20 protein-coding genes and 1 pseudogene are annotated in these 24909 nt (G+C 59.2%); 4 read left to right on the top strand and 17 right to left on the bottom strand.

What is annotated here, in order from left to right:
* The first annotated feature begins 117 nt into the window (after positions 1–117).
* Positions 118–550 (top strand): annotated as a pseudogene (locus WLY71_RS12705) (pilin).
* A gap of 309 nt (positions 551–859) precedes the next feature.
* Complete coding sequence (locus WLY71_RS12700) at positions 860–1213, top strand: BON domain-containing protein (protein WP_274074573.1); 354 nt, start codon at positions 860–862, stop codon at positions 1211–1213.
* Positions 1214–1445: 232 nt separating this feature from the next.
* Here the strand turns inward: WLY71_RS12700 and WLY71_RS12695 are convergent, their stop codons facing one another.
* From WLY71_RS12695 to dksA, 16 genes are all read right to left on the bottom strand, one after another.
* On the bottom strand, positions 1446–1742 hold the full coding sequence (locus tag WLY71_RS12695; protein ID WP_347803819.1) for a DUF2845 domain-containing protein: 297 nt from the start codon (positions 1740–1742) through the stop codon (positions 1446–1448).
* Positions 1742–4693, bottom strand: coding sequence for a DUF748 domain-containing protein (locus tag WLY71_RS12690; RefSeq protein ID WP_347803818.1), 2952 nt, complete (start codon positions 4691–4693; stop codon positions 1742–1744). The genes WLY71_RS12695 and WLY71_RS12690 overlap by 1 nt, the downstream gene beginning before the upstream one ends.
* 93 nt (positions 4694–4786) lie before the next feature.
* Positions 4787–5803, bottom strand: a complete 1017-nt coding sequence (locus tag WLY71_RS12685) for a class I SAM-dependent rRNA methyltransferase (RefSeq protein ID WP_347803817.1) — start codon at positions 5801–5803, stop codon at positions 4787–4789.
* A gap of 156 nt (positions 5804–5959) precedes the next feature.
* The gene (locus tag WLY71_RS12680; RefSeq protein ID WP_347803816.1) at positions 5960–6832 is read right to left on the bottom strand and encodes an oxygenase MpaB family protein; all 873 of its coding nucleotides are present in this window, start codon (positions 6830–6832) and stop codon (positions 5960–5962) included.
* A gap of 51 nt (positions 6833–6883) precedes the next feature.
* Positions 6884–8821: an acetate--CoA ligase gene (gene acs, locus WLY71_RS12675; RefSeq protein ID WP_347803815.1), complete on the bottom strand. Its 1938-nt coding sequence runs from the start codon at positions 8819–8821 to the stop codon at positions 6884–6886.
* Positions 8822–9051: 230 nt separating this feature from the next.
* Entirely contained in the window at positions 9052–10716 is a 1665-nt protein-coding gene (gene pgi, locus WLY71_RS12670; RefSeq protein WP_347803814.1) for a glucose-6-phosphate isomerase, read from the bottom strand.
* A 228-nt stretch (positions 10717–10944) separates the two neighbouring features.
* On the bottom strand, positions 10945–11325 hold the full coding sequence (gene panD, locus WLY71_RS12665; protein WP_003228271.1) for an aspartate 1-decarboxylase: 381 nt from the start codon (positions 11323–11325) through the stop codon (positions 10945–10947).
* Positions 11326–11454: 129 nt separating this feature from the next.
* Complete coding sequence (gene panC, locus WLY71_RS12660; RefSeq protein WP_347803813.1) at positions 11455–12315, bottom strand: pantoate--beta-alanine ligase; 861 nt, start codon at positions 12313–12315, stop codon at positions 11455–11457.
* Positions 12312–13112, bottom strand: a complete 801-nt coding sequence (panB, locus tag WLY71_RS12655; protein WP_347803812.1) for a 3-methyl-2-oxobutanoate hydroxymethyltransferase — start codon at positions 13110–13112, stop codon at positions 12312–12314. The genes panC and panB overlap by 4 nt, the downstream gene beginning before the upstream one ends.
* A gap of 376 nt (positions 13113–13488) precedes the next feature.
* Positions 13489–13974 carry a 2-amino-4-hydroxy-6-hydroxymethyldihydropteridine diphosphokinase gene (folK, locus tag WLY71_RS12650; RefSeq protein ID WP_347803811.1) on the bottom strand — a complete coding sequence of 162 codons (486 nt, stop codon included), beginning with the start codon at positions 13972–13974 and terminating at the stop codon, positions 13489–13491.
* A gap of 3 nt (positions 13975–13977) precedes the next feature.
* Positions 13978–15378 carry a polynucleotide adenylyltransferase PcnB gene (locus tag WLY71_RS12645; RefSeq protein ID WP_347803810.1) on the bottom strand — a complete coding sequence of 467 codons (1401 nt, stop codon included), beginning with the start codon at positions 15376–15378 and terminating at the stop codon, positions 13978–13980.
* Between the two features lie 887 nt (positions 15379–16265).
* Entirely contained in the window at positions 16266–17702 is a 1437-nt protein-coding gene (locus WLY71_RS12640; RefSeq protein ID WP_347803809.1) for a sigma-54-dependent transcriptional regulator, read from the bottom strand.
* Between the two features lie 22 nt (positions 17703–17724).
* Positions 17725–20679, bottom strand: coding sequence for a sensor histidine kinase (locus WLY71_RS12635; protein ID WP_176471621.1), 2955 nt, complete (start codon positions 20677–20679; stop codon positions 17725–17727).
* Entirely contained in the window at positions 20663–20839 is a 177-nt protein-coding gene (locus tag WLY71_RS12630; protein ID WP_003176118.1) for a hypothetical protein, read from the bottom strand. The genes WLY71_RS12635 and WLY71_RS12630 overlap by 17 nt, the downstream gene beginning before the upstream one ends.
* Before the next feature lie 77 nt (positions 20840–20916).
* Positions 20917–21813: a tRNA glutamyl-Q(34) synthetase GluQRS gene (gene gluQRS / locus WLY71_RS12625; RefSeq protein ID WP_347803808.1), complete on the bottom strand. Its 897-nt coding sequence runs from the start codon at positions 21811–21813 to the stop codon at positions 20917–20919.
* A gap of 92 nt (positions 21814–21905) precedes the next feature.
* Positions 21906–22346 carry an RNA polymerase-binding protein DksA gene (dksA, locus tag WLY71_RS12620; protein WP_007902025.1) on the bottom strand — a complete coding sequence of 147 codons (441 nt, stop codon included), beginning with the start codon at positions 22344–22346 and terminating at the stop codon, positions 21906–21908.
* Between the two features lie 332 nt (positions 22347–22678).
* Here dksA and WLY71_RS12615 point away from each other — a divergent pair, with 332 nt between their 5' ends.
* Both WLY71_RS12615 and sfsA read left to right on the top strand, forming a co-directional pair.
* Positions 22679–23851, top strand: a complete 1173-nt coding sequence (locus WLY71_RS12615) for a pyridoxal phosphate-dependent aminotransferase (protein WP_347803807.1) — start codon at positions 22679–22681, stop codon at positions 23849–23851.
* Entirely contained in the window at positions 23851–24564 is a 714-nt protein-coding gene (gene sfsA / locus WLY71_RS12610; protein ID WP_347803806.1) for a DNA/RNA nuclease SfsA, read from the top strand. Before WLY71_RS12615 ends, sfsA begins: the two co-directional genes overlap by 1 nt.
* On the opposite strand, the gene WLY71_RS12605 is transcribed toward sfsA, so the two are convergent.
* On the bottom strand, positions 24561–24878 hold the full coding sequence (locus WLY71_RS12605; protein ID WP_347803805.1) for a Rieske (2Fe-2S) protein: 318 nt from the start codon (positions 24876–24878) through the stop codon (positions 24561–24563). The genes sfsA and WLY71_RS12605 overlap by 4 nt on opposite strands.
* Between the last annotated feature and the right edge of the window lie 31 nt (positions 24879–24909).

The raw sequence follows: 24909 nt of genomic DNA, 5'->3' as shown, positions 1-24909 counted from the left end.
TGGGAAAGGGCGTTGCACTCACTTTGCGTCCTGCCAACAGGGGGCTCGGCGCTTGGCATGGGCTGTGCTGCGGCTACTTCAGATCATGAGATTTCGACTCATGCATGGAGCTTGTCTATGAAGACTCAAAAAGGTTTTACCCTGATCGAGCTGCTGATCGTGGTGGCGATCATCGGGATTCTGGCGACGTTTGCGTTGCCGCAATATTCCAAGTACCAAGCGCGGGCCAAAGTAACGGCGGGGCTGGCTGAAATCAGCGCGTTGAAAGTGCCTTTTGAAGACACCATCAACCAAGGCACCGACCCTACATTGTTATTGGTTGCAGGTAACGCGGCGGCGACGACCTCTAATTGCACGTTGGCGGCTTCAGGCACAGCTTCGACAGGTGCAGGGACGATCACTTGTACGCTGGTTAATGCTCCAGGACCGGTGTTGGGCAAGACCATCACACTGACTCGCTCATCAGGGGAACACGGCGGGTGCCTGGACGTGTGCCAGTAATGTCAACGCTGACTTCGCACCAAAAGGCTGTCCCGGCAGCGGCGTGTAATCTGGCTGCTTGATCTGATGCCTCGTCTGTTGACGGGGCATTTTTTTGTTCGCCGTTCGGGGCAAATTGGAGTAATGAGAAAACTTCCAACAATTCATGGCCTTAGGCCTGCGGTAAAACCCGCAACTTGCATGTCGATAATTTGGAAGTCATGCATTTTGCATGATTCCGAAAATCAGGTGTTTTTGTAAGTTATTGATTTATATGTGTTTGTTGGCTGTCTCAAACTTGGCACAGCGTTCGCAATATCTCCAGTAACCCTGCTGACAAGACACGCAGCAGACTTTATGAAAAACAGGAGTTACTCGTATGAAGAAGTTCGCTATCGCTGCCGCTACTGCTACCGCGCTGACCCTGACCATGGCCAACGCTGCATTTGCTCAAACCCAAGCCACTCAAGCACCTATGATGCTGGCTGCTGGTGAGGTCACTGAAGCGAAAGAGGATGTTTCCGATACTTGGATCACCACCAAAGTCAAAAGTGACCTGGTGACTGAAAAAGGGATTCCTGGTACCGATATCAAAGTCGAAACCAACAAAGGCGTTGTGTCTCTGTCGTCCACCGTTGCGGTGACTGACGCTCAGAAAACCACTGCTGTGGCCATCACCAAGAAAATCAAAGGCGTCAAAGCGGTCTCCGCTGATGGCCTGAAAGCCGAGTAAGGCAAGACTTCTCGCCTGGACTGGGAGAAGGCGCGACAGGCGGGCCGAGCAATACGTCTGCCGCCTCTGGAGAGTTCATGCGAAGGCCATAAGGATGTGGCCATTACAGGCCCCGGCATTCGTGTCGGGGCCTGTTCTATTTGGCAAACGCAAAAGATCGCAGCCTCCGGCAGCTCCTACAGTGGAGTGTGTGCACCTGTAGGAGCTGCCGGAGGCTGCGATCTTTTGATCTTCAGTTACCGCGCTTGCTGGTGATCTGCTTCAAACGATTGCCTTCAAAACGCAGGTACTGATACATCCCGCCGTTGGGTCCGTAGGTCCATTCCTCGACTTGAAACTCTTCCCGCCGGTTGGCGCTGCGCTTGTAGCCCAACAGATCACGGCTGACCGGTTCACCGCATTTCTGCAGCACTTCGCTGGACCTGTCCCCGACACTGACCAATTGACTGCCGCAGCGCAGGGTGTCGGCTGCCGAGGCCTGACTGGTGGCCATCGCCAGAGCCAGGCTCATCAGCCATTTTGCGCCCATCACTCGGCGTCCAGATGCAGCGGCGTAACGACCCCACCGTCACTTTCCGCCTCGCCGAGGTTAGCGTCGATGAAGTACACGCGGTCATCGGCCAACTGACCCTTGTCGACCAGATAGTCCTTGATGCTGCTGGCGCGTTCCTGACCCAACTGACGCAACAGCACATCGCTGGAACTCCAGAACTTGATCACGCCTTCGCGCATTTTTACCGTGCGTTCTTCCTTGCCCAGATCCTTCCATTCGGCGGGCGGCTGAGTCTTCAGGCGCGTGCGGTAGATCCCTTCCAGCAGCGGACCTTTCTCGTTATCCGGTACTTCCAGCAATGAAGCCTGAGCCGGCACCTTGTCACCGCGACGCTGGAGCATTTTGTAGTAGTTGTACTGGTATTCCCGCTCCAGACGTTGCTCGGCGATCAGCGGGCCATCGCTGCTTGCAGCAGCCGTGCCTTCGATTTCCAGGCGCAAGGCCGGACGTTCCTTGAGGGCCTGGGACAGTTTGACCAGCGCACCCTCGGCCTCCTTGCTCAGGTTGCTTGAACCCGGGGCAAACGACACAGTGCCCAAATCTTCCGAACCACCACCACTGACCAGCCCGCCAATCATTTTGAATGGTGCCGCGGCGGCTTTGACGATCAGGTTGCGCAAGGTCTGCCAGACAATCGGCATGATGCTGAACTGCGGGTTGTTCAGGTCGCCGGTCACCGGCAGCTCGATGGAAATCTTGCCATCGACGTCCTTGAGCAACGCGATCGCCAGTTTCAGCGGCAGGCTCACGGCGTCCGGACTGTCGACTTTCTCTCCCAGTTGCAACTGCTCGACCACCACTTTGTTTTCGGCCTTGAGCTGGCCCTTGGTGATCAGGTAATGCAGGTCGAGATTGAGCCGGCCCTTGCGGATGCGGTAGCCGGCGAACTTGCCGGAGTAGGGCGTCAGCGTGGTCAGTTCCACCCGTTTGAAGCTGGTGGTGATGTCGAGGCTGGCCATCGGGTCGAACGGATTGACCGAGCCCTTGATGGTCACCGGCGCATAGCGGTCGACCTTGCCTTTGATGTCCACGGTCGCAGGTTTCGCCTGACGGCTGTCGATGGTGCCGATCTGTCCGTTGAGCTGTTGAACAGCAGTGGCGAAGTTCGGGGTCAGGCTGAAGTCGGCGAAGTTGGCCGAGCCGTCATTGATGGCAATGCCGCCAATGTGGATGCCCAGCGGTTTTTCCTTGCTGGCAGGTTTGGCTGCAGCCGTTTTGGCGCCTGAGTCGGCCGGTTGCGGGATCAGCAGGTCATCGATGTTGGTGGTGCGGTCATCGTTGATCATGAAGCGCGCATAAGGCTGGAACAGGTTGACCTTGTCGATCGACAGACTATCGCCGTGCTGATAATTCAGGCCTTCGAGCACCAACTGCTGCCACTTGAGGAAGTCGCGGGTTTTGAGGGTGTCGAGGGTATGCAGTTGATCGACCTGGGCTTTGCCTGTGACGCTGAACGCCAGCGGCTCGGTGCTTTTCAGATCGACCGCCAGATCACTGCCGAGCATGCCGCTGCGCAGTTCCAGGCGGATGAACGGGTTGATATAGGACTGGGCGACGCGCAGGTCGATGTCCTTGGTTTGCACTTTTAACTGAGCGCTGACCGGGGCGAGATTGACGACACCGTCTGCCGTGATCTTGCCTTGCTTGCCCACGCCCGTATCGAGCTTGAGGTTAAAAGGCGAGCCATTGAGGCTGTCGAAATTCTGCAGGTCCAGGTTCAGCGGGCCGACATCCAACGCGACGGCGGGTTGCGCCTTGCGGTCAGCCAGATGCACCTGGTAATCGCGCAGTTGCACGTCTTTGAGCAGCACCTGCCATGGCTTGCTCGGTGGCGCCGGGTCGGGTTTCGGTGAATCGGCGGCTGCCGGGGTGCTGGCCGGTTCGGCGTTGGCTTTGACGGCCGGTTTGGACGGTTGGCTGGCGAACAGTTTCTGCCAATCGAGTTGGCCGTCGGCTTCAAGGGTGGCCCAGGTTTCCAGTTTCTGGCTGCGGATCTTGCCGACGACCACTTGCTGCTTGGCCAGGTCTACGGTGGTTTCGCTGATGTCCAGCCGCCCAAGCTTCGCCAGCGGCCGACCGTCCGGTGCCTTGATGTTGAAAGGCGCGACGCTGACGGCGACGTTGCTCAGCAGCAGTTCGGTTTCTTTGGACAGGTTCAGCTTGTAATCGGTGCTCAGGTTCAGGGTGCCGTTTTCCAGATCCAACGGCACCGAATCGCGCACGTAAGGCCACCAGACTTTCATGTTGGCATCGGTGACTTTCAACTTACCTTCGGAGGCGATCGGGATCAGGCTGAAATTACCGGTCCAGTCGATCTGTCCACCGGCAGGGCCGGCGGCCACCAGGGTCATGTCGGCGTTATCTTCTGGCAGGGTACTGAGGTTTTTCAGCTCGAAGTCGAGTTTGTCGTAGAGGAATTCGATCGGCTCGCTGGGCCGTGCATCCTGGAAGTGCACATAGCCGTCGGCCAGTTTGATCCGCTCGATGCGCAACGGGAACGGTTTGGCGTTCGGGTCGGCCGGGGTCGGCTCACTGGCGGGGATTTTGAACAGGCCAAGCAGATTGAGCTTACCGTCCTTGCCGAAGAGGATTTCGGTCTTGGGTTTGTCTATTTCGATATCGGACAGGTGCAGCGCCTTGGTCCAGAGGCTGTCGATCTGGAGATTGGCATACAGCCGCTCGAAGCCGACCTGCTCCTTGCCCGGATCGCCGATGATCAAGCCCCACAGGGTCACTTCAAGGCTGAACGGGTTGAGTTCGATCCGCGAAATCGTCGCGGGCGTCGTCGCGTAACTGGCCAATTGTTGATTGGCCACCCGTAACGCGATACCCGGCAAAATCAGAAACCCCAGCAGGCTGTAGAGGGCTAGAGCGGTCAACAGAGCGCCAATAGCGCGAATCAATCCTTTGGGCATGTGCGGCTTCATCTGTCTGAATCGGAGTGCGTTGGAGTATGGCACGCGATTCCGGTTCCGAAGTGATCATGCTTTATAGGATTTATCTGATTTTCCGGACGAATCTCAGAGCTGCAGAATCAGGGTTTTCAGCGGCGGCTGCTCATCCATTGACGGAAAATCGCCGCCCGGTTTCATCGCTGTCCACTCGCGCACTGGCCGGCCGGCTTTCTCTGCACAACGCAAAACTTGCTCGCGCCAGTCGTCCATGCTGACTTTTGCCAGGTTATTGCAGCAGATCAGCACGCCATTGTCGGCGGTGGCCAGCAGCGCGGGTTTGAGCAGGCTCTGATAGTCGCGCAGCAAGTCGACGGTGCCAAAAGCGCTCTTGGCCCAGGCCGGCGGGTCCAGCAGCACCAGATCGTACTGACGCTGTTCCAGACGCTGATAGCTCGGCAGTTTTTGCCCGCGGCGCTGGCTGATCGGCAAGCCCGCCAGTTGGCGGATGGCCGGGAAATAATCGGACTGGATGAAGTCCATGGTCGGCAATTGCGGATTGAGCAGGCCGTTCTCACGGCCGACGGCCAGGTTGCCCTCAGCGAAGTCGAGGTTGCAGACTTCGCTAGCGCCACCGGCCGCAGCACTCAGGCCGACGCCACAGGTGTAGGCGAACAGGTTCAGCACACTTTTGTTTTTGCTGTGCTGCTTGACCCAGCCGCGCGTGGTGCGCAGGTCGAGGAACAGCAGCGGATCCTGGCCGGCGTGGCGGCCGCGAACCCGGTAATTCAGGCCCCATTCGTGGCCGATCAGGTCTTGCAGGGCGGCTTCGTCGGCGCGGTAGACGGTGTCTTCACGGTCGATGCGCGAGTTGCCACGGGAGCGATCGTTGTACACCAGCAGCGTTTCGAGGCCCAGGTGCTGATTGATGGTGTCGTGCAGTTGCAGCAGCGCATCTCGCTCCAGCGACTGGTGAAAGCTTTGCACCAACAATTGCGGGCCGTAGCGATCGATCGTCAGGCCGCCGGCGCCTTCCTGGCTGCCGTGGAACAGTCGATAGCAATCGGTGCCTTGCTGATGCAGTTCGGCCAGCAGGTCCTGACGACGATCGAGGGCGGCGCGCAGCGCCTGATTCAAGGAAGACATGCTGGGCGCCTTGCAGGAGGGAATTTGGCGCGGGAGTTTAACAGCTTGGCGCGGGACCGCGGTGATGCCTTCGCGAGCAGGCTCGCTCCCACAATGATTTGATGAACAACACACATCCAATGTGGGAGTGAGCCTGCTCGCGAAGCTTTTAAGCGCTTAGCTGAGCAACCCCATCCGCCGCTTGGCGCGCTGCACCGAGCCATTACGCATCGCCCAGCGCATCATCGGCGCACTACGCATGACGCTGGCGCGGATCAACTTGCGTTGCAGCGAGGTCTGATTGACGCTGAGCATGTCACTGGCCCAGTCCGGCAGCAGATCGATCCCGGCCTGCATCATCAAGCCGCCAAACGGTTTGGCCAGACGGCTGGGGGCGGGCGCGTTCAACAGCAGTCGCAACACCTCGCGACTGCGTTGGTCGCACAGCAGTTGCGGGCGGATTCGTTCAAGGTAATCAGCAATTTCCTTGCGGCTTCGCGGCACATCGCGGGCGCCCAACCGCTCAGCAACCAGCGCGATTTCGCCGTAGTAACGGTCCTGATCAGCCATGGACAAGTGTGGATTGCGATAGCGCAAATGCGCGGCGAGGAAGTTGCTGACCTCGGCCACGTGCACCCACGTCAGCAAGTCGGGATCGCTGGCGGCGTAAGGCCGGCCATCCGGCGCGGTACCGACCACTTGCAGGTGAATGGTGCGGACTTTCTCGATCAGCCAGTCGGCGTCTTTGCGCGAACCGAACGTAGTCCCGGAGATGAACTGACTGGTGCGGCGCAATCGGCCGATCATGTCTTCGCGAAAATTCGAGTGATCCCAGACTCCGGCCAAGGCCAGCGGATGCAAGGCTTGCAGCATCAGCGCACTGATGCCGCCAATCAGCATGCTGCTGAAGTCGCCGTGGACTTGCCAGCTCACCGAATCGGGACCGAACAGGCCGGGATCGCCTTTGGGGTTTTCCAGGTCGAGCTTGCCGAGGGACAGACCGGTCAGGCTCATGAGTTGGGTTTCGATGCGGGTACGGATGAATTCCATGGCAACTCAGTGGGGGAAAAAAACGCGCGGCCAGTGGTGGCCGCGCCGGGGTTATTGGTTCAGACGTTTGTCGATCAAGCCCTGGACCACGCTTGGATCAGCCAGCGTCGAGGTGTCACCCAGGCTGTCCAGTTCGTTGCAGGCGATCTTGCGCAGAATGCGCCGCATGATCTTGCCCGAACGGGTTTTCGGCAAGGCCGGCGCCCACTGGATCAGGTCCGGTTTGGCGAAGCTGCCGATTTCCTCGCTGACGTGGGCGAGCAATGCTTTCTTCAGTTCGTCACTGGGCTCGGTGCCTTTCATGGGGGTGACGAAGGCGTAGATGCCCTGACCCTTGACGTCGTGCGGGTAACCGACCACCGCCGCTTCGGCGATGCTGTCGTGCAGCACGAGCGCGCTTTCCACTTCCGCGGTGCCGATGCGGTGCCCGGAAACGTTGATCACGTCGTCGATGCGCCCGGTGATCCAATAATCGCCATCCTCATCGCGCCGGGCGCCGTCGCCGGTGAAGTAGTAACCGGGGTAGGGCTTGAAGTAGGTGTCGACCATTCGTTGCGGGTCGCCATAGACACTGCGGATCTGCGCCGGCCAGCTGGATTTGATCGCCAGCACACCGCTGCCGGCGCCTTTGATTTCCTTGCCTACTTCATCGAGCAACACCGGTTGCACGCCGAACATCGGTTGCGTGGCGCAACCGGGTTTGATCCTTTGAGCGCTGACCAACGGGCTGAGCATGATGCCGCCGGTTTCGGTCTGCCACCAGGTATCGACGATCGGACAACGCTGTTCGCCGACAGCATTGAAGTACCACTCCCACGCTTCCGGGTTGATCGGCTCACCGACACTGCCGAGTAATCTGAGGCTCGCGCGGGAAGTTTCCTTCAACGGTTCGGGACCTTCACGCATCAGGGAACGCAGGGCGGTCGGGGCGGTATAGAAAATGTTCACATGGTGCTTGTCGATCACCTGCCAGAAGCGCGAGCTGCTCGGGTAGCTCGGCACGCCTTCGAAGATCAGCGTGGTCGCGCCGTTGGCCAGCGGACCGTAGACGATGTAGCTGTGGCCGGTGACCCAGCCGACATCGGCGGTGCACCAGAAGACTTCGTCGTCGCGGTAGTCGAGCACGTACTTGAAGGTCATCGCCGCTTGCAGCAGGTAGCCGCCGGTGGTGTGCAGCACGCCTTTGGGTTTGCCGGTGCTGCCAGAGGTGTAGAGGATAAACAGCGGGTCTTCGGCGTCCATCGGTTCAGGCGGACAATCGTCGCTGACGTCGCGCAGCGCCTGGTGATACCAGATGTCCCGACCGTCAACCCAGTCCACTTCGCCCTGAGTGCGCTCGACCACGATGACGGTGCTCACGTTCGGGCAACTTTGCAGCGCCTTGTCGACCTTCTGCTTGAGCGGCACGACTTTACCGCCGCGCACGCCTTCATCGGCGGTGATCACGGTGCGGCAGTCGGCATCGAGAATCCGGTCACGCGCAGAGTCCGGAGAGAAACCACCGAACACCACCGAATGCACCGCACCAATGCGCGTGCAGGCGAGCATGGCGTAGGCGGCTTCGGGGATCATCGGCATGTAGATGCACACGCGGTCGCCTTTCTTCACGCCACGGCTTTTGAGCACGTTGGCCAGGCGACAGACGTTGTGATGAAGTTTTTTGTAGGTGATCTGCGCGGATTCGGCAGGGTCGTCGCCTTCCCAGATGATCGCGATTTGATCGCCGCGCTTTTCCAGGTGGCGGTCGATGCAGTTGTAACTGACATTTAACTTTCCGCCGGCGAACCAGCTCGCCTCACCGGTTTTCAGGTTATAGCGCTGGACGGTATCCCACGGCGTACTCCAGTCGAGAAAGCGTGTGGCCTGTTCAGCCCAGAAGGTGCTGGGGTGGTCGATGGATTGGCGGTACAGGCGCGTGTAGTCGTCCTGACTTAACTGTGCAGCCCGGCGGACGGCATCGGCTTGGGGGAACGTGCTGATATCGAACATGACGGTTCCTTATTCTTGTTTTGCGACAAGAGGGGAGCTGCGCGACCCTCGTAGGAGCTGCCGAAGGCTGCGATCTTTTGATCTTGTTTTTAACAATCAAAATCAAAAGATCGCAACCTTCGGCAGCTCCTACAGTGATAGCGCACGCCACCGATTTTGCGGTAAACCCGGTGCCGTGGAACTGTCGATGCTGCAAATAGAAGGGGCGGGTAAGCCGCCCCTTCAGCCTATCACCCGCGGTGACGACCGCGGAAGTAGTTGATCAGGCCTTGGGTCGAAGCATCGTCAGCCGGGGTTTCTTCGCTGCCGACCAGGCGGTTGTAGACGCCTTTACCGAGCTCTTTACCCAGCTCCACGCCCCATTGGTCGAAGGCGTTGATGCCCCAGATCACGCTTTGCACAAAGACTTTGTGCTCGTACATCGCCACCAATGCGCCGAGACGGCGCGGGCTGATGCGCTCAACCACCAAGGTGTTGCTTGGACGGTTGCCCGGGATCACCTTTTGCGGTGCGATTTTGTGCACCTCTTCTTCGCTCATGCCCTTGTCGCGCAACTCGGCTTCGGCTTCGGCAAGGGTCTTGCCCAGCATCAGCGCCTGGCTTTGCGACAGGCAGTTGGCATACAGCCACTGGTGGTGGTCGGACACCGGGTTGAAGCTGACGATCGGCACGATGAAGTCGGCCGGGATCAGTTGGGTGCCCTGGTGCAGCAACTGGTGATACGCATGCTGACCGTTGCAGCCGACGCCGCCCCAGATCACCGGGCCTGTGTCGGTGGACACTGGAGTGCCGTCCTGACGCACGCTCTTGCCGTTGGATTCCATGTCCAACTGTTGCAAGTGCTTGGTGATGTTGCGCAGGTAGTGGTCGTACGGCAGGATCGCGTGGCTCTGTGCACCCCAGAAGTTGCCGTACCAGACGCCGAGCAACGCCAGCAACACCGGCATGTTCTGGTCGAAGGGCGCGCTCTGGAAATGCTGGTCCATGGTGTAGGCACCGGACAGCAGTTCCTTGAAGTTCGACATGCCGATGGCCAGGGCAATCGGCAAACCGATGGCCGACCACAGCGAGTAACGGCCGCCAACCCAGTCCCACATAGGGAAGATGTTTTCTTCGCGGATCCCGAATGCCACCGCCGCTGCATTGTTGCTGGAGACGGCGATGAAGTGACGGTACAGCTCGGCTTCCGAACCACCCTGAGCCAGGTACCAGGCACGTGCGGCCTGGGCATTCTTCAGGGTTTCGAGGGTGTTGAAGGATTTCGACGAAACGATGAACAGCGTGGTTTCGGCGCGCAGTTTCATGGTCAGTTCGTGGAACTCACTGCCGTCGATGTTCGCCAGGTAATGGCAGCGCACGCCTTTCTGAGCGTAGGACAGCAGTGCTTCGGAGACCAGCTCCGGGCCGAGGAACGAGCCACCGATGCCGATGTTCACCACGTCAGTGATCGGCTTCTCGGAGTAGCCGCGCCACAAACCGTCGTGGATACGGCCCACGAGGTCGGTGATCTGGTTCAGGACCTTGTGCACTTCCGGCATCACGTTGACGCCGTTGACCTTCAGCTTGTCGCCGACCGGACGGCGCAGGGCGGTGTGCAAGGCCGGGCGACCTTCGGAGGAGTTGACGATTTCGCCTTCGAACAGCGCTTTGATCGCGCCCTGGAGGTCGACTTCGTTGGCCAGGCCCACCAGCAGATTGCGGGTCTGGGCGTTGATCAGGTTCTTCGAGTAGTCGAGAAACAGGCCGCAGCTGCTGAGGGTGAATTGGGTAAAGCGCTGCGGATCGGCATTAAAGGCTTCGCGCATGCTGAAATCCTGCATGGCTTGGCGGTGGTCATTCAACGCTTGCCAGGCGGGCAGAGCGGTAACGTCTTGAGGGGTGCGGTAATACGCCATCGCTGCGGGTTTCCTTTTTACTTGAACGGCCTTTTGAACACTAAAAATACCGGAGCGCTGTGGGTGGGCGTCCGGTTAACTGCGTCGACACGATTTCATGACACAGGGCGAATACAGTAAACCTCGCGCTGCGATCTGTCTTGACTTTGTCTGACCCGTTCCCGGTACTTTTTTATACATCGAGCAGGGAACGGTCCGACAAACGGAAGGGGAGGGGCTAAGACTGGATCAGGCGACCTGAACCGGAATGGCATTGCTGGTATGGCTCAGTTCATTACCCGGCGCCATGTAGAGCATGCGTGGCTTGAAGTTGAGCAACTCGGCTTCGCTGTAGTGGGCGTATGCGCAGATGATCACGCGGTCACCCACTTTAGCCTTGTGCGCTGCGGCACCGTTGACCGAGATCATGCGCGAGCCTTCTTCGCCACGAATCGCGTAGGTGGTGAAGCGTTCACCATTGTCGACGTTGTAGATCTGGATCTGTTCGTACTCACGAATGCCGGACAGGTCCAGCCATTCGCCGTCGATGGCGCAAGAACCTTCGTAATCGAGTACAGCGTGGGTGACTTCGGCGCGATGCAGCTTGGCTTTGAGCATGATGGCGTGCATGAGTGTTTCCCCAGGTCGGAATCGAACGGCGGGCAGCGCCCACAGGCGCGTAGGAGCTGCCGTAGGCTGCGATCTTTTGATCTAGCCGTTCAGTTTTTGATCTTGTTGTTTATTCTTTGATCTTGCCGTTTAAACCGCAGCGTCGAGGTTCAGATGCAGGTTATCGATCAACCGCGTTGTACCCAGGAACGCCGCCACCAGAATCACCAGATCCCGATCTTGCGCAGTTGCCGGGCGCAAGGTCAGCGCATGGCGAATCTCCAGATAATCAGGACGCAAACCAGCCGTTTCAAGCTGCTTGATCTGCGCGCTGATTACGGCGGGGAAATCCCGTTCGCCCTGTTTGATCGCGTCGGCAATCTGGCTCAAACCGCGATACACAAACGGCGCAACGGCCCGCTGTTCTTCGCTGAGGAAACCATTGCGCGACGACAGCGCCAGGCCATCGGCTGCACGAACCGTCGGTTCGCCGATAATCTGGATCGGCATGTTCAGGTCATGCACCAGGGCGCGGATCACCGCCAGTTGCTGGAAGTCTTTCTGGCCGAAGATCGCCAGGTCCGGCTGGACCATGTTGAACAGCTTGGTGACCACCGTCGCCACACCTTCGAAATGCCCGGGACGGCTGGCGCCGCAGAGGCCTTCGGAGAGTTGGGGAACGCTGACGCGGGTCTGGCCGACCATGCCGTCGGGATACATTTCTTCAACGGTGGGCGCGAACAGCAAGTGGCAACCAGCCTGGAGCAGTTTCTCCTGATCGGCTGCGAGGGTGCGCGGATACTTGTCGAGGTCTTCGCCGGCGCCGAACTGCAACGGATTGACGAAAATGCTCGCGACCACGAAATCCACCCGTTGGGTGGCTTTGGTCACCAGTGCAACATGACCGCTGTGCAGGTTGCCCATGGTCGGCACGAAGCCGATTCGCTTGCCTTCGCCACGGGCACGGGCCACGGCGGCCCGCAATTCGCGTACGGTTTTTACGGTGTTCATGCAGAGAATCCGTGTTCGATACCAGGGAAAGTCGCCGCTTTGACTTCAGTGACGTACGCACCAAGCGCCGCTTGAATGTTTTGTTGCCCGGCCATGAAGTTCTTCACGAACTTCGGCACACGGCCAGTGATCGACAGGCCGAGCATGTCGTGCAGAACCAATACCTGGCCGTCGGTGCCACTGCCGGCACCGATACCGATTACCGGAATGCCCACAGCCTGGGTAATTTCCTGAGCCAGTTCGCTCGGTACGCACTCGAGCAGCAACATGGATGCACCCGCCTGCTCCAGCGCGATGGCATCGGCGCGCATCTGGCGTGCCTGGTTTTCGCTACGGCCCTGGACTTTGTAACCGCCGAGGATATTCACCGATTGCGGTGTCAGCCCCATGTGGGCGCACACCGGGATACCGCGTTCGGCCAGCAGACGGATCGATTCCGCCAGCCACAGCGCACCTTCAACCTTGACCATGTGCGCACCCGCCTGCATCAACAGGGCACTGTTGGTCATGGCTTGTTCGGTGGTGGCGTAGGCCATGAAGGGCAGGTCGGCGAGGATCAACGCATCGGTGTTACCGCGTTTGACGGACGCCACGTGGTAAGCCATTTCCGCGGTGGTGACCGGCAGGGTGCTGTCGTGACCTTGCAAAACCATGCCAAGGGAGTCGCCCACCAGCAGTACTTCGACACCAGCCTCATTGCAGGCGTGGGCGAAGGTCGCGTCATAGCAGGTCAGCATGGTGATTTTTTCACCTTTTTGCTTGAGACCTTGCAGAGTGGTCAGGGTGATGGCTGGCATGAAAAGTTCCTCATTCAGGCGCTGTGGAAACTACTGCGAGTAACGCGCGTGATTCTTCGTTAAATACAGGCGCACGGTCTGTTGTCGTGCTTTTAAGGCCTGGATTGCGCCCTTCAACGCCGTGTTGGCGGCAGCGGGACGCCTATAGTCGTGAGGAGAACTCGGGAAGTCAATTGCGTGTGTTACCGCATTGTTACGCCAGGGGTGTTACCGGGGTAACTGATGCGATTCAGCAACTTTTTGCTGCTGCGGATCTTTGAGGCGACACAAACCATTGTGGGAGCGAGCCTGCTCGCGAAAGCGATCTGACATTCAACGGAAATGGTGAATATGAGGTCGCTTTCGCGAGCAGGCTCGCTCCCACAGGAGATTTTTGTCAATTTTTGGAAAGGCGTTCCAGCCCGACGAACGGGCAGCTCGCGAGTAATTCCTTCAGGCTTCGACCATCAGCGAGACGCAAATCCGCAGGCGCCAGTTCGGCCAGTGGATAGAGAACGAAAGCTCGTTCCTGCATATGGTAGTGAGGCACCTTGAGGCGAGGTTCATCGATCAGCCGATCACCGAACAGTACGATGTCGAGATCCAGCGTACGCGGCCCCCAACGTTCAAGGCGCTCGCGGCCCTGTCCGTTCTCGATGGCTTGCAGCGCATCCAGCAGCTCAAGTGGCGGGAGTGTGCTGTCGAGGGCGGCAACCGCGTTGGTGTAACGCGGTTGGCCGGGCAGCAGCGAGTCGCTCTGATAAAACGCGGAAACCCCGATCAGTTCGGTTTGCGGCAACTGCGTCAGCGCCTCGACGGCGCTGCGCAATTGTTCGGCGGGGGCAGCCAGATTGCTGCCCATGCCGATGTAGATGCGTTCCATGGATTACTCGCCCGTCGCGCTCGGTGCGCCGGCGGTGCGTTTGCGCTTGGCGCCACCGCTGCGGCGACGTTTGCGTGGAGCTCCGGTGCCGTCGTCCTTGCCGCTGAGGTCGCGGATCATGTCGCGACGTTCGCTGTCGTTGGCGTCCTGATAGTCCGTCCACCATTCGCCCAGGCCATCGGTCTGCTCGCCGGCGCTTTCGCGCAGCAGCAGGAAGTCGTAACCGGCACGGAACCGCGGGTTGTCCAGCAACAGGTCGGCGCGCTTGCCGCTGCGGCGTGGCAGACGCTCTTGCATGTCCCAGATCTCGCGGATCGGCATGGTGAAGCGTTTCGGAATCGCGATGCGCTGGCACTGTTCGGCGATCAGTTCATGAGCGGCTTCCTGCATGGCCGGAATCGGCGGCATGCCACGTTCTTGCAAGCGCAATACACGAGCCGGCAGGGCAGGCCAAAGCAGCGCCGCAAACAGGAACGCCGGGGTCACCGGTTTGTTCTGTTTGATCCGCAGATCGGTGTTGATCAACGCTTCGCTGATCAGCGTGTGGGTGTACGTCGGGTTGTATTCCAGCGCCTCGGCACTGGCCGGGAACAGCGGATCGAACAGCTGCAGGTCGACCAGCATCTCGAAGGTGTCCGCGGCATGGCCGGAGAGGAACAGCTTGAGTACTTCTTCGAACAGGCGGGCCGATGGAATCTCGCGCAGCATCGGCGCCAGTTCACGGATTGGCGCGGCGCTGTGTTTTTCGATGCCGAAATTCAGCTTGGCGGCGAAACGCACGGCTCGCAGCATCCGTACCGGATCTTCCTGGTAGCGTTGCTTCGGATCGCCGATCAGGCGAATCAGGTGATTGCGGATGTCGTGTACGCCGTTGGCGTAGTCGAGGATGCGCTCGCTGACCGGATCGTAATACAAGGCGTTGATGGTGAAGTCGCGGCGTTGCGCGTCTTCTTCCAGCGTGCCGTAGACGTTATCGCGCAGGATGCGCCCGCTCTCGTTGCGCGAGGACTGGTTGCTGTCTTCCTCTTCATCGCTTTGCGGGTGATTGGCGCGGAAGGTCGCGACTTCAATGATTTCGCGGCCGAAGTGAATATGCACCAGCTTGAAGCGTCGACCGATGATCCGCGCGTTGCGGAATTCGGCCCGAACCTGTTCAGGCGTGGCACTGGTGGCGACGTCGAAATCTTTCGGCGTGATGCCGAGCAGCATGTCACGCACACAGCCGCCGACCAGGTAAGCCTGATAACCGGCGTTCTGCAGGCGTTCGACGATGTTCACCGCGTAGCGACTGAACTGGGCCTTTTGCAGCGAATGTTGGCCGCTGTTGAGCACTTCAGGCGTGCTGCGAATGTGTTGCGTATGACGCTTGGGAGAACGGAATGACTGGAACAGCTTCTTCAGCATGGGATGCACTGTTTGAAGGAATGTTCGGCCAAAACGAAGAATGACCGCATGATGGGCGGGGATTCTAGCATTTAGTCGGGGGATGGTGTAGGAAGCTGCGCAAGCGCTTGAAGCAGGGGCTGGTACGCATAGGCATGTAGCAGCTGCCGAGCAGCGCGAGGCTGCGTTCGGTGCGGGCCGCGTTCGGACGAAGCCGTCGTAAAACCTGAGATTGCGGTGTGTCAGGAGAAAGTCGGTTGCCCATATTGCGACTACTGCGTAGTCGAACGCAGCCTCGCAGGCTCGGCAGCTACAGGGGCAGCGTGAATGCCGAATCGCAGAAACTACAAGGGGAGCCGAAGCTCCCCAAGAAAGTAGTTGCGTGCTCTATTTTTATTTTTGATTCGGGCTTCTTGTTTTTGTTGAGTGCCCTCGCCATGAAGTTTTTCCTTCATGACCCTCCCAATCGGGAGCCAAGAGCAAACGGATTGCTTTGGTCGCTGTGTTGCAGTGATCTTGCGATCCAACCAGTTCAGGCTCTGTCTTGTGACAGTTTTTGTTGTTCTCGGCCTGGTCGTGGGGCAAGCCCCAAATACAACGCCTCTCCAAAAGAATCAGTTAGCTGCGCCTCTCGCCGTCTTGTTTTTATTGTGCGTGAGTCGATACGTCTTATTTTTATTGTCTTGTGCATTGCTTGTTATTGTTCTTGTACCAAACATATAGCAGGGTGCGTGCCAACTTTTGTGAGGCCCAGTAAAACAAGGGGTTAGGCTAGCTGGTGAGGTTTTTAGAGGCCAAAAAAAACCGGGGCTTCGTTACCGTAAGCCCCGGCTTCTGTTACGTGAAAAAGCTGAGGTAACAGTTTTTTCACAAGGTGACGTGTTACTCGCGCATCAGACAGGCACGGTTCAGCTCTCGCTGGCCACTCCGGTCTTGCGCCGCGGAATGCCCAGGCGCTGACGGCGTTCCCACAGGCATTTGCGACTGACACCGAGTTTGCGCGCCAACTCGGTTTCGGTCATGTGGTCCTGATGCTCGAGAACGAAGTGCTGGAAGTAATCTTCCAGTGACAGGTCTTCGGTCGGCTCATGGCTATTGTTACCGGTGGCGCTGCCCTGTTGTGGGGGCAGGCCGATGAAATCGTCATCGTCCAGATCGCTCAGTTCGATGTCGATCCCCAGCAGCTCGGCGGAAATCTCCGGGCTCTCGCACAGGATGACGGCACGCTCTACGGCGTTTTCCAACTCCCGAACGTTACCCGGCCAGGAGTAATGACGAATGGCCTGCTCGGCATCCGGGGCGAACTTCAGGTCGGTGCGGTTGACCCGCGCGCTCTGCCGCGCCAGGAACGCGTTGGCAATTTCGTTGACGTCGGCGCCGCGCTCGCGCAGGGCCGGCAGTTTCAGGGCGATCACGTGAAGACGGTAATACAAGTCTTCACGGAACTGGCCGATCTTCGCCAGGCTCTTGAGGTCCCGGTGAGTCGCGGCAATCAGGCGCACATCGACTTTCTGTGACTGCACCGAACCCACACGACGAATTTCACCTTCCTGCAGCACGCGCAGCAGGCGGGCCTGGGCTTCCAGTGGCAGTTCGCCGATTTCGTCGAGGAACAAGGTGCCGCCGTCGGCGGCTTCTACCAGGCCGGCACGCCCGGCGCTGGCGCCAGTGAACGCGCCTTTTTCGTGGCCGAACAGTTCGGACTCGATCAGGCTTTCCGGAATGGCTGCGCAGTTCACCGAAATCATCGGCGCCTTGGCGCGTTTGGACAAATTGTGCAGGGCGCGCGCCACCAGTTCTTTACCAGTGCCGGATTCGCCCTGGATCAGGACATTGGAGTCGGTTGGCGCGACCTTGCGGATCTTGCTGTACAGATCCTGCATAGGCGGGCAGGAGCCGATGATGCCGATTTCGCCGTTGTTGTTGCTGGCGCCCGGTTTCGCGGCGCCATTACCGGCTTTACCGGCGACCGGCTCACCGCTGGCTTGCACTGCTTGACGGTCACGCAGGATTCGCGCGACGGCTTGCAGCATTTCATCGTGATCGAAAGGCTTGGCGATGTAATCCACCGCACCCATCTTCATCGAGTCGACCGCCGAACGCAGGCTGGCGTAGCTGGTCATGATCAGCACCGGAGTGCCCTGGCCGAGTTTGATCAACTCGGTGCCAGGCGCGCCAGGCAGACGCAGGTCGCTGACGATCAGGTCGAACGTGGGAATGGTGAAGCGTTCTTGTGCTTCCTGCACTGAACCGGCTTCGCTGACCTGGTACTGGTTACGTTCCAGCAGGCGGCGCAAGGCGGAGCGGATAATTGTTTCGTCTTCGACGATCAAAATGTGCGGCATTGATTCGATACTCTCGACGGTCTCAGTTCACAGCGGACGTCGCTTCGACATGACGCGGCAAGGTCACCCGGATACGGGTGCCGCGTTGGCTTTGAACATCAGCCGGGCTGTCGATGGTGATTTGTCCATAATGCTCTTCAACGATGGAATAGACCAGTGCAAGGCCCAGACCGGTGCCTTCGCCAGGATCCTTGGTGGTGAAGAAAGGTTCGAACAATCTATCCATGATGTTCTTCGGAATACCGCTGCCTTCGTCTTCCACGATCAAGTCGACCGTGTGTTCGCCGGCTTCGCTTTTGACCCGCACCGCACTTCCGGGAGGCGAGGCGTCGCGGGCGTTTGAGAGCAAGTTGATCAATACTTGTGCAAGCCGTTGCGGGTCGCCTTCGACCCAGTGATCGGGATCGCACAGGTTGTAGAACTGCACTTCGAAATTGCGTCGGTTCAGGGCCAGCAAACCGATGGCATCCTGGGCCACTTCCGCCAGACAGACGGGCTCGTCGCTGTGCTGATGACTGCCGGCGTGGGCGAAGCTCATCAGTGACTGAACGATGCGCGACACGCGTTTGGTCTGCTCCAGGATCTGCCCGCTGATTTCCTTCAATTCGCTGTCTTCTTCGCGCTCTTCGCGCAGGTTCTGCGCCAGACAGGCGATGCCGGTGATCGGGTTGCCGATTTCATGGGCCACGCCGGCGGCCAGTCGACCGATGCTGGCCAAGCGCTCGGAGTGCACCAGTTTGTCTTCGAGCATCTGGGTTTCGGTCAGGTCTTCCACCAGCAGTACCAAGCCACTGTTACCCGGTGCGAGCGGTTCGTCGATCGCCGCTTTGTGCAAGTTAAGCCAGCGGGTCTGGCCGTCGAGGGCCAGGTGCTGTTTGTGTAAATGCTCGTCCGGCAGATTGATGAAGCCTTGCAGCAGCTCTTTCCAGGGATCGGCAATGGTGCTCAGTCGCGATCCGACCACCCGCTGCGCGGCAATCCCGGTCAGCTCCTCCATGGCTTTGTTCCACATGAGGATTTCCTGATCCTTGGCCAACGAGCAGACGCCCATTGGCAATTCCTGCAAGGTCTGGCGGTGATAGCGGCGCAGGGCATCGAGTTCGGCGGCAAGCCCGGTCAGGCGCGAGTGGTAATCCTCGAGGCGACTTTCGATGAAGTGGATGTCTTCGGTGACGTAGTTTTCGCCGCCGGCCTTATAAGGCAGGAATGTTTCGACCATGTCCTGAGCCACGCTCGGCCCCATCAGGCCGGAGAGGTTGGCTTCGATACGGTCGCGCAAGCGGCGCAAGGCGTAAGGCCGGCGCTCATCGAAAGGCAGGTAGAGATCGCGCAGGGCCTGTTCGACTTCTTTCTGCGCCGCTTTCGCACCCAATGGTTTTGCAAGCTGTGTGGCGAACTCCTGAGGTGAGGCGGCGTGCAGTTCGCGGCGTTGCGGCCGGCGCACGTTGTCCACGGCACAGGCTTCGGCGGCGCTGGCCTCTTCGCTGCTGGCGTTGGTGAACAGCGAAATCAGGGTAAACATCAGCACGTTGGCAGCCAGCGAGGCGATCGCTGCCATGTGCCAACTGGTGTCGTCCAGCACGTAGATCATGTTCAGCAGCGGTATGTAGAAGCCTTGCAGATTGCCGACCAGCGGCAGCAGCATGGTCACCAGCCACACCAGAATCCCCGCGAGCAAACCGGCGATGAAACCACGGCGGTTGGCGGTCGGCCAGTACAGTACCGACAGCACGCCCGGCAGGAACTGCAGGGTGGCGACAAAGGCGACGATGCCCAGATTCGCCAGATCCTGTTCCGCGCCCAGCAGAAGGTAGAAACCGTAACCGGCCATGATGATCGCGACGATCAGCCCCCGGCGGGTCCATTTCAGCCAGCGGTAGATATTGCCTTCGGCTGGCGGCTGATAGAGCGGCAGTACCAAATGGTTCAGCGCCATCCCGGACAGGGCCAGGGTGGTGACAATGATCAAACCGCTGGCCGCCGACAATCCGCCGATATAGGCCAATAGCGCCAAAGCCTTGCTGTTGGCCGCGATACCAATGCCCAGCGTGAAATATTCCGGGTTGGTGGTGGCGCCCAGTTTCAGTCCGGCCCAGAGAATCAGCGGTACCGCCAGGCTCATCAACAGCAGGAACAGCGGCAAGCCCCAGCTCGCACTGACCAGCGAGCGCGGGTTGAGGTTTTCGGTAAACGTCATGTGGTACATGTGCGGCATCACAATCGCCGAAGCGAAGAACACCAGCAGCAGCGTGCGCCATGGGCCTTCCTGCAATGGCGTGTGCAAAGCGGCGAGCGCGGTCTGGTTTTGCAGCAGCCACAGTTCCAGCTGTTGCGGGCCGTCGAACACGCCATACAGCGCATAGAGACCAACGCCGCCGATGGCGATCAGCTTGATCACCGACTCGAAAGCAATCGCGAACACCAGGCCTTCGTGTTTCTCGCGGGTGGCAATGTGGCGGGAACCGAAGAAAATCGTGAACAGCGTAATCAGTGCGCAGAAGCTCAGGGCTACGCGATGTTGTACCGGCTCGCGGGTGAGGATGCCGATGGAGTCGGCCACCGCCTGAATCTGCAACGCCAGCAACGGCAGCACGCCGATCAGCATGAAGATCGTGGTCAGTGCGCCGGCCCAGGTGCTGCGGAAGCGGAAGGCGAACAGATCGGCCAGCGAAGACAGCTGATACGTGCGGGTGATTTTCAGGATCGGATACAAAAGCACCGGTGCCAGCAGAAATGCGCCGGAGACGCCCAGATAGCTGGACAAAAATCCGTAGCCGTATTGATAGGCCAGGCCCACCGTGCCGTAAAACGCCCACGCACTGGCATACACGCCCAGCGACAGGGTGTACGTCAGCGGGTGGCGAATGATCGCCCGGGGGATCATGCCCCGTTCGCTGACCCAGGCTACGCCGAACAGCACCGCCAGGTAGGCGGCGCTGATCAGGATCATCTGGGTCAGGCTAAAGCTCATCGGCATCTTTTTGGCTCTGCAGGATGAAGGTCACGACGATCAGAATCAGCCAGAGCAGATAAGGGCGATACCAGGCGCCAGTGGCGTCGATCCACCAATCCATGATGGCCGGGGAAAATAGATAAATCCCCACTACCAGGAGCAGGACCAAGCGATAGATGTACATCCCGGCCTCTCTTTTTTATGCGCGTGCCCGAAAACGTGCGGCGATGGTAACGGATGGGCGCGCCACTGCAAGTGTGATCACTGTAGTTGTGCTTCGGGCAGGTTGAGTGTGCGCGGGATCAACACTGCATCCCAGTGGGCGATGCCCCAGTTCAGCACTTCCCGTGGTGTGGCGTAAGCCAGTTCGGCACCGGGATTCTGCCCCAATGCGCGCAACGCACGCAGCAACAAAGGGGTCGCCTGATCTTCGGTCAACGGCGGCGAACGATAGGACTTGCCGAGCTTGTTGCCATCGGGCTGGGTGATTAGCGGGATATGCAGATAGCGCGGTTGCGGCAGGCCAAGCAGTTCTTGCAAGTAGAGCTGGCGCGGTGTGGAGTCGAGCAGATCGGCGCCGCGGACGATATCGGTAATGCCTTGCCAGGCGTCGTCCAGCACCACCGCCAGTTGATAGGCGTAGAGCCCGTCGCGGCGACGAATCACGAAATCGCCGACTTCCCGGCCCAGGTGTTGGCGGTATTCGCCTTGCACCCGGTCGATGAAGTGATATTCCAGCTCGGGGACACGCAGGCGAATCGCAGCATCTTTAGTGTCATGACCTGCGTTGCGGCACAACCCTGGATAAATCCCGTGGTAGGGCGCAAGTGTTTTGCGTGAACAGGTGCACGCGTAGGCCAGGCCGTGATTGAACAGGCGATTGAGGACTTCGGCGTAGGCATCATGCCGGTCACTCTGTCGGACCATTTCGCCATCCCACTCGAAACCGTAGCTTTCCAGCGCCTTGAGAATGGCCGCTTGAGCGCCGGGCTCTTCCCGTGGTGGATCGAGATCCTCCATACGCATCAGCCAGCGGCCACCCACCGAGCGCGCGTCGAGGTACGAGGCCAGCGCTGCGACCAGCGAACCGAAATGCAGATGTCCACTGGGTGTGGGGGCGAAGCGCCCGATGTAGGTGGGGGAGGCGATGGCGGTCATGGCGGCTATTTAAAGTCAAAAAGCTTAAAGTCAAAAAGCGTCAGAAACAAAAACGGAGCGTTCGCACGCTCCGTTTTTCGTTCAAGTCGAGATTACTTGCCGACTTGCTTTTCCTTGATTTCCGCCAGGGTCTTGCAGTCAACGCACATATCGGCGGTAGGGCGGGCTTCCAGTCGCTTGACGCCGATTTCGACGCCGCAGGACTCGCACCAGCCATATTCTTCGTCTTCGATCAGTTGCAGCGTCTTGTCGATCTTTTTGATCAACTTGCGCTCGCGGTCGCGGGCACGCAGCTCGAGGCTGAATTCTTCTTCCTGGCTGGCACGGTCTGCCGGGTCCGGGAAGTTGGCTGCTTCGTCTTTCATGTGATCAACCGTACGGTCGACTTCCTGCATCAAGTCCTGTTTCCACTTATTCAGGATCTTGGTGAAGTGAGCGCGCATGGGCTTGCCCATGTATTCCTCGCCCTTTACTTCTTTGTAGGGTTCGAAGCCGCTGATCGACTGGTTTTGCTGCTTTGCTTGGGTGGGCATGAAATGGACCGCCTCTACTCTTGTAATCCATTGCGCAGGATTGCTCCATCACCGACACCTGCCGGCCCTGCGGCTGCAAGCGGGCGAACTTACCAGATCAAATCGGACCGCGCTACTCCCGGATGTCGAGGTAGTGGCCCGCTGTGCTTGCAAATGATTGCAAAGCCTTGTCTGGTGGCGCTGGAGACCTGATCAATTATTGATTTTAGTCAAACCTGGGACACACGCTTGAGTCGTTTGAGATCCGCGTTATAACGGTCTGACCGCTTTAGGTTCTCGCTCGTTCCTGCGCTTGGGTAGAATTGGTTTTTTTCCCCGTTGAAGGAAGGCTAATGGCTCAGTCCTACAGTGCCCGCAGTCGCGCGATCGAACCTTTTCATGTCATGGCGCTGCTGGCGCGGGCCAATGAACTGCAAGCCGCTGGTCACGACGTGATCCACCTGGAAATCGGCGAACCCGACTTCACCACCGCCGAGCCGATCATTCAGGCCGGCCAGGCCGCATTGACGGCGGGGAAGACCCGTTACACCGCCGCGCGTGGCATTCCCGAGTTGCGTGAGGCCATTGCCGGCTTTTATCAGCAACGTTACGGTTTGAACATCGATCCGCAGCGAATCCTCATCACGCCTGGCGGTTCCGGTGCGCTGCTGCTGGCCAGCGCCTTGTTGGTGGATCCGGGCAAGCACTGGCTGCTGGCGGACCCGGGATACCCGTGCAACCGGCACTTTTTGCGGCTGGTGGAAGGCGCAGCGCAACTGGTGCCGGTCGGTCCAGACGTGCGCTATCAACTGACGCCGGACCTGATTGCACGCCATTGGGATCACGACAGCGTCGGTGCGTTGGTGGCATCGCCAGCGAACCCGACCGGGACGATCCTGACCCGCGATGAGCTGGCGGGCCTGTCGGCTGCGATCAAGGAGCGTCACGGTCATCTGGTGGTGGATGAGATCTATCACGGTCTGACCTATGGCACTGATGCGGCCAGCGTGCTGGAAGTCGATGACAGTGCCTTTGTACTGAATAGTTTTTCCAAGTATTTCGGCATGACGGGATGGCGACTGGGTTGGCTGGTGGCGCCTGAAGCAGCGGTCGGTGAGCTGGAAAAACTCGCCCAGAACCTCTACATCAGCGCCCCGAGTATGGCTCAGCACGCCGCTCTGGCCTGCTTCGAACCGGCCACGATCAGCATTCTGGAAGAACGTCGCGCCGAATTCGGCCGTCGTCGGGATTTCCTGCTCCCAGCCCTGCGAGAGTTGGGCTTTGGTATCGCCGTTGAGCCTGAAGGGGCCTTCTACTTGTATGCCGATATCAGCAAGTTCGGCGGTGATGCCTTCGCGTTCTGCCGACATTTCCTCGAAACCGAATACGTGGCGATTACTCCGGGTCTGGACTTCGGTCGTTATCAGGCCGGCCATCATGTGCGGTTTGCCTACACCCAAAGTCTTCCGCGCCTACAAGAAGCAGTCGAGCGGATTGCGCGCGGCTTGAAGAGCTGGCAAGGCTGATGCGTTTTCATCCTCCACTCGAAGAAGGCCGTTTGATTCGTCGTTACAAGCGTTTTCTCGCCGATATCGAAACTGTTAGCGGCGAGTTGCTGACTATTCACTGCCCGAACACCGGCTCGATGCTCAATTGCCAAGTTGAGGGCGGGCAGGTCTGGTTCAGCCGTTCCAATGACCCCAAGCGCAAGTTGCCCGGTACCTGGGAAATCGGCGAAACCCCGCAGGGACGCTTTTTTTGTGTGAACACCGGGCGGGCCAACGGTTTGATCGAGGAGGCACTGCGAGCCGGCGTCATCCCTGAACTGAACGGCTTTACTGAACTGAAACGTGAAGTAGCCTACGGTCAGGAGAGCAGTCGCATCGATTTTCGCCTCGATTACCCAAGCGGGCCGACTTATGTGGAAGTCAAAAGCGTCACTTTGGGCTTCGATGGTTCTTCGGTGGCGGCGTTTCCCGATGCGGTGACCCAGCGCGGGGCCAAGCATTTGCGCGAATTGGCCCATTTGGCCCGGGACGGAATTCGTGCGGTGCAGTTGTATTGCGTCAATCTCACCGGCATCGACGCCGTGCGTCCTGCAGAAGAAATCGATTCGGCCTACGCCGCAGCCTTGCGTGAGGCGGTGTCGTGCGGGGTCGAGGTGCTGGCCTATGGCGTGCACTTGACCCACGAAGAAATGGTGGTCGATCGGCGTCTGGACGTGTTGCTGAACGGCTAAAGACTGACCCAGATCCCTTGCCCGTCTTCGTGGCAGGCGATGGTGGTCAGGGACTGACCGGCACAAGGGCCGGCGACGCATTCGCCGTCTTCGATCAGAAACAGTGCGCCGTGGGTCGCGCACTGGATCAGGCTGTTGCTGGGGTCGAGAAACTGGTCGGGCTTCCATTCCAGTCCGACGCCACGGTGCGGGCAGCGATTGATGTAGACGTAAACCTGGCCGCCACGGCGCACGGCAAAGAGCTTTTGGCCGTCGATGTCGAAACCGCGGCTGCTGGCATCGGCCAGCTCAACGCCTGCGCAAAGAAACTTCATGTCTATCCTCAAGTCCTGCGGCTCGTGACCG

It is taken from the genome of Pseudomonas rossensis (assembly GCF_039888995.1).
GTDB classification, from domain to species: Bacteria; Pseudomonadota; Gammaproteobacteria; order Pseudomonadales; family Pseudomonadaceae; genus Aquipseudomonas; species Aquipseudomonas rossensis.
The sequence above is the reverse complement of the archived record's forward strand: the minus strand, read 5'-3'. Positions and strand labels throughout refer to the sequence as shown.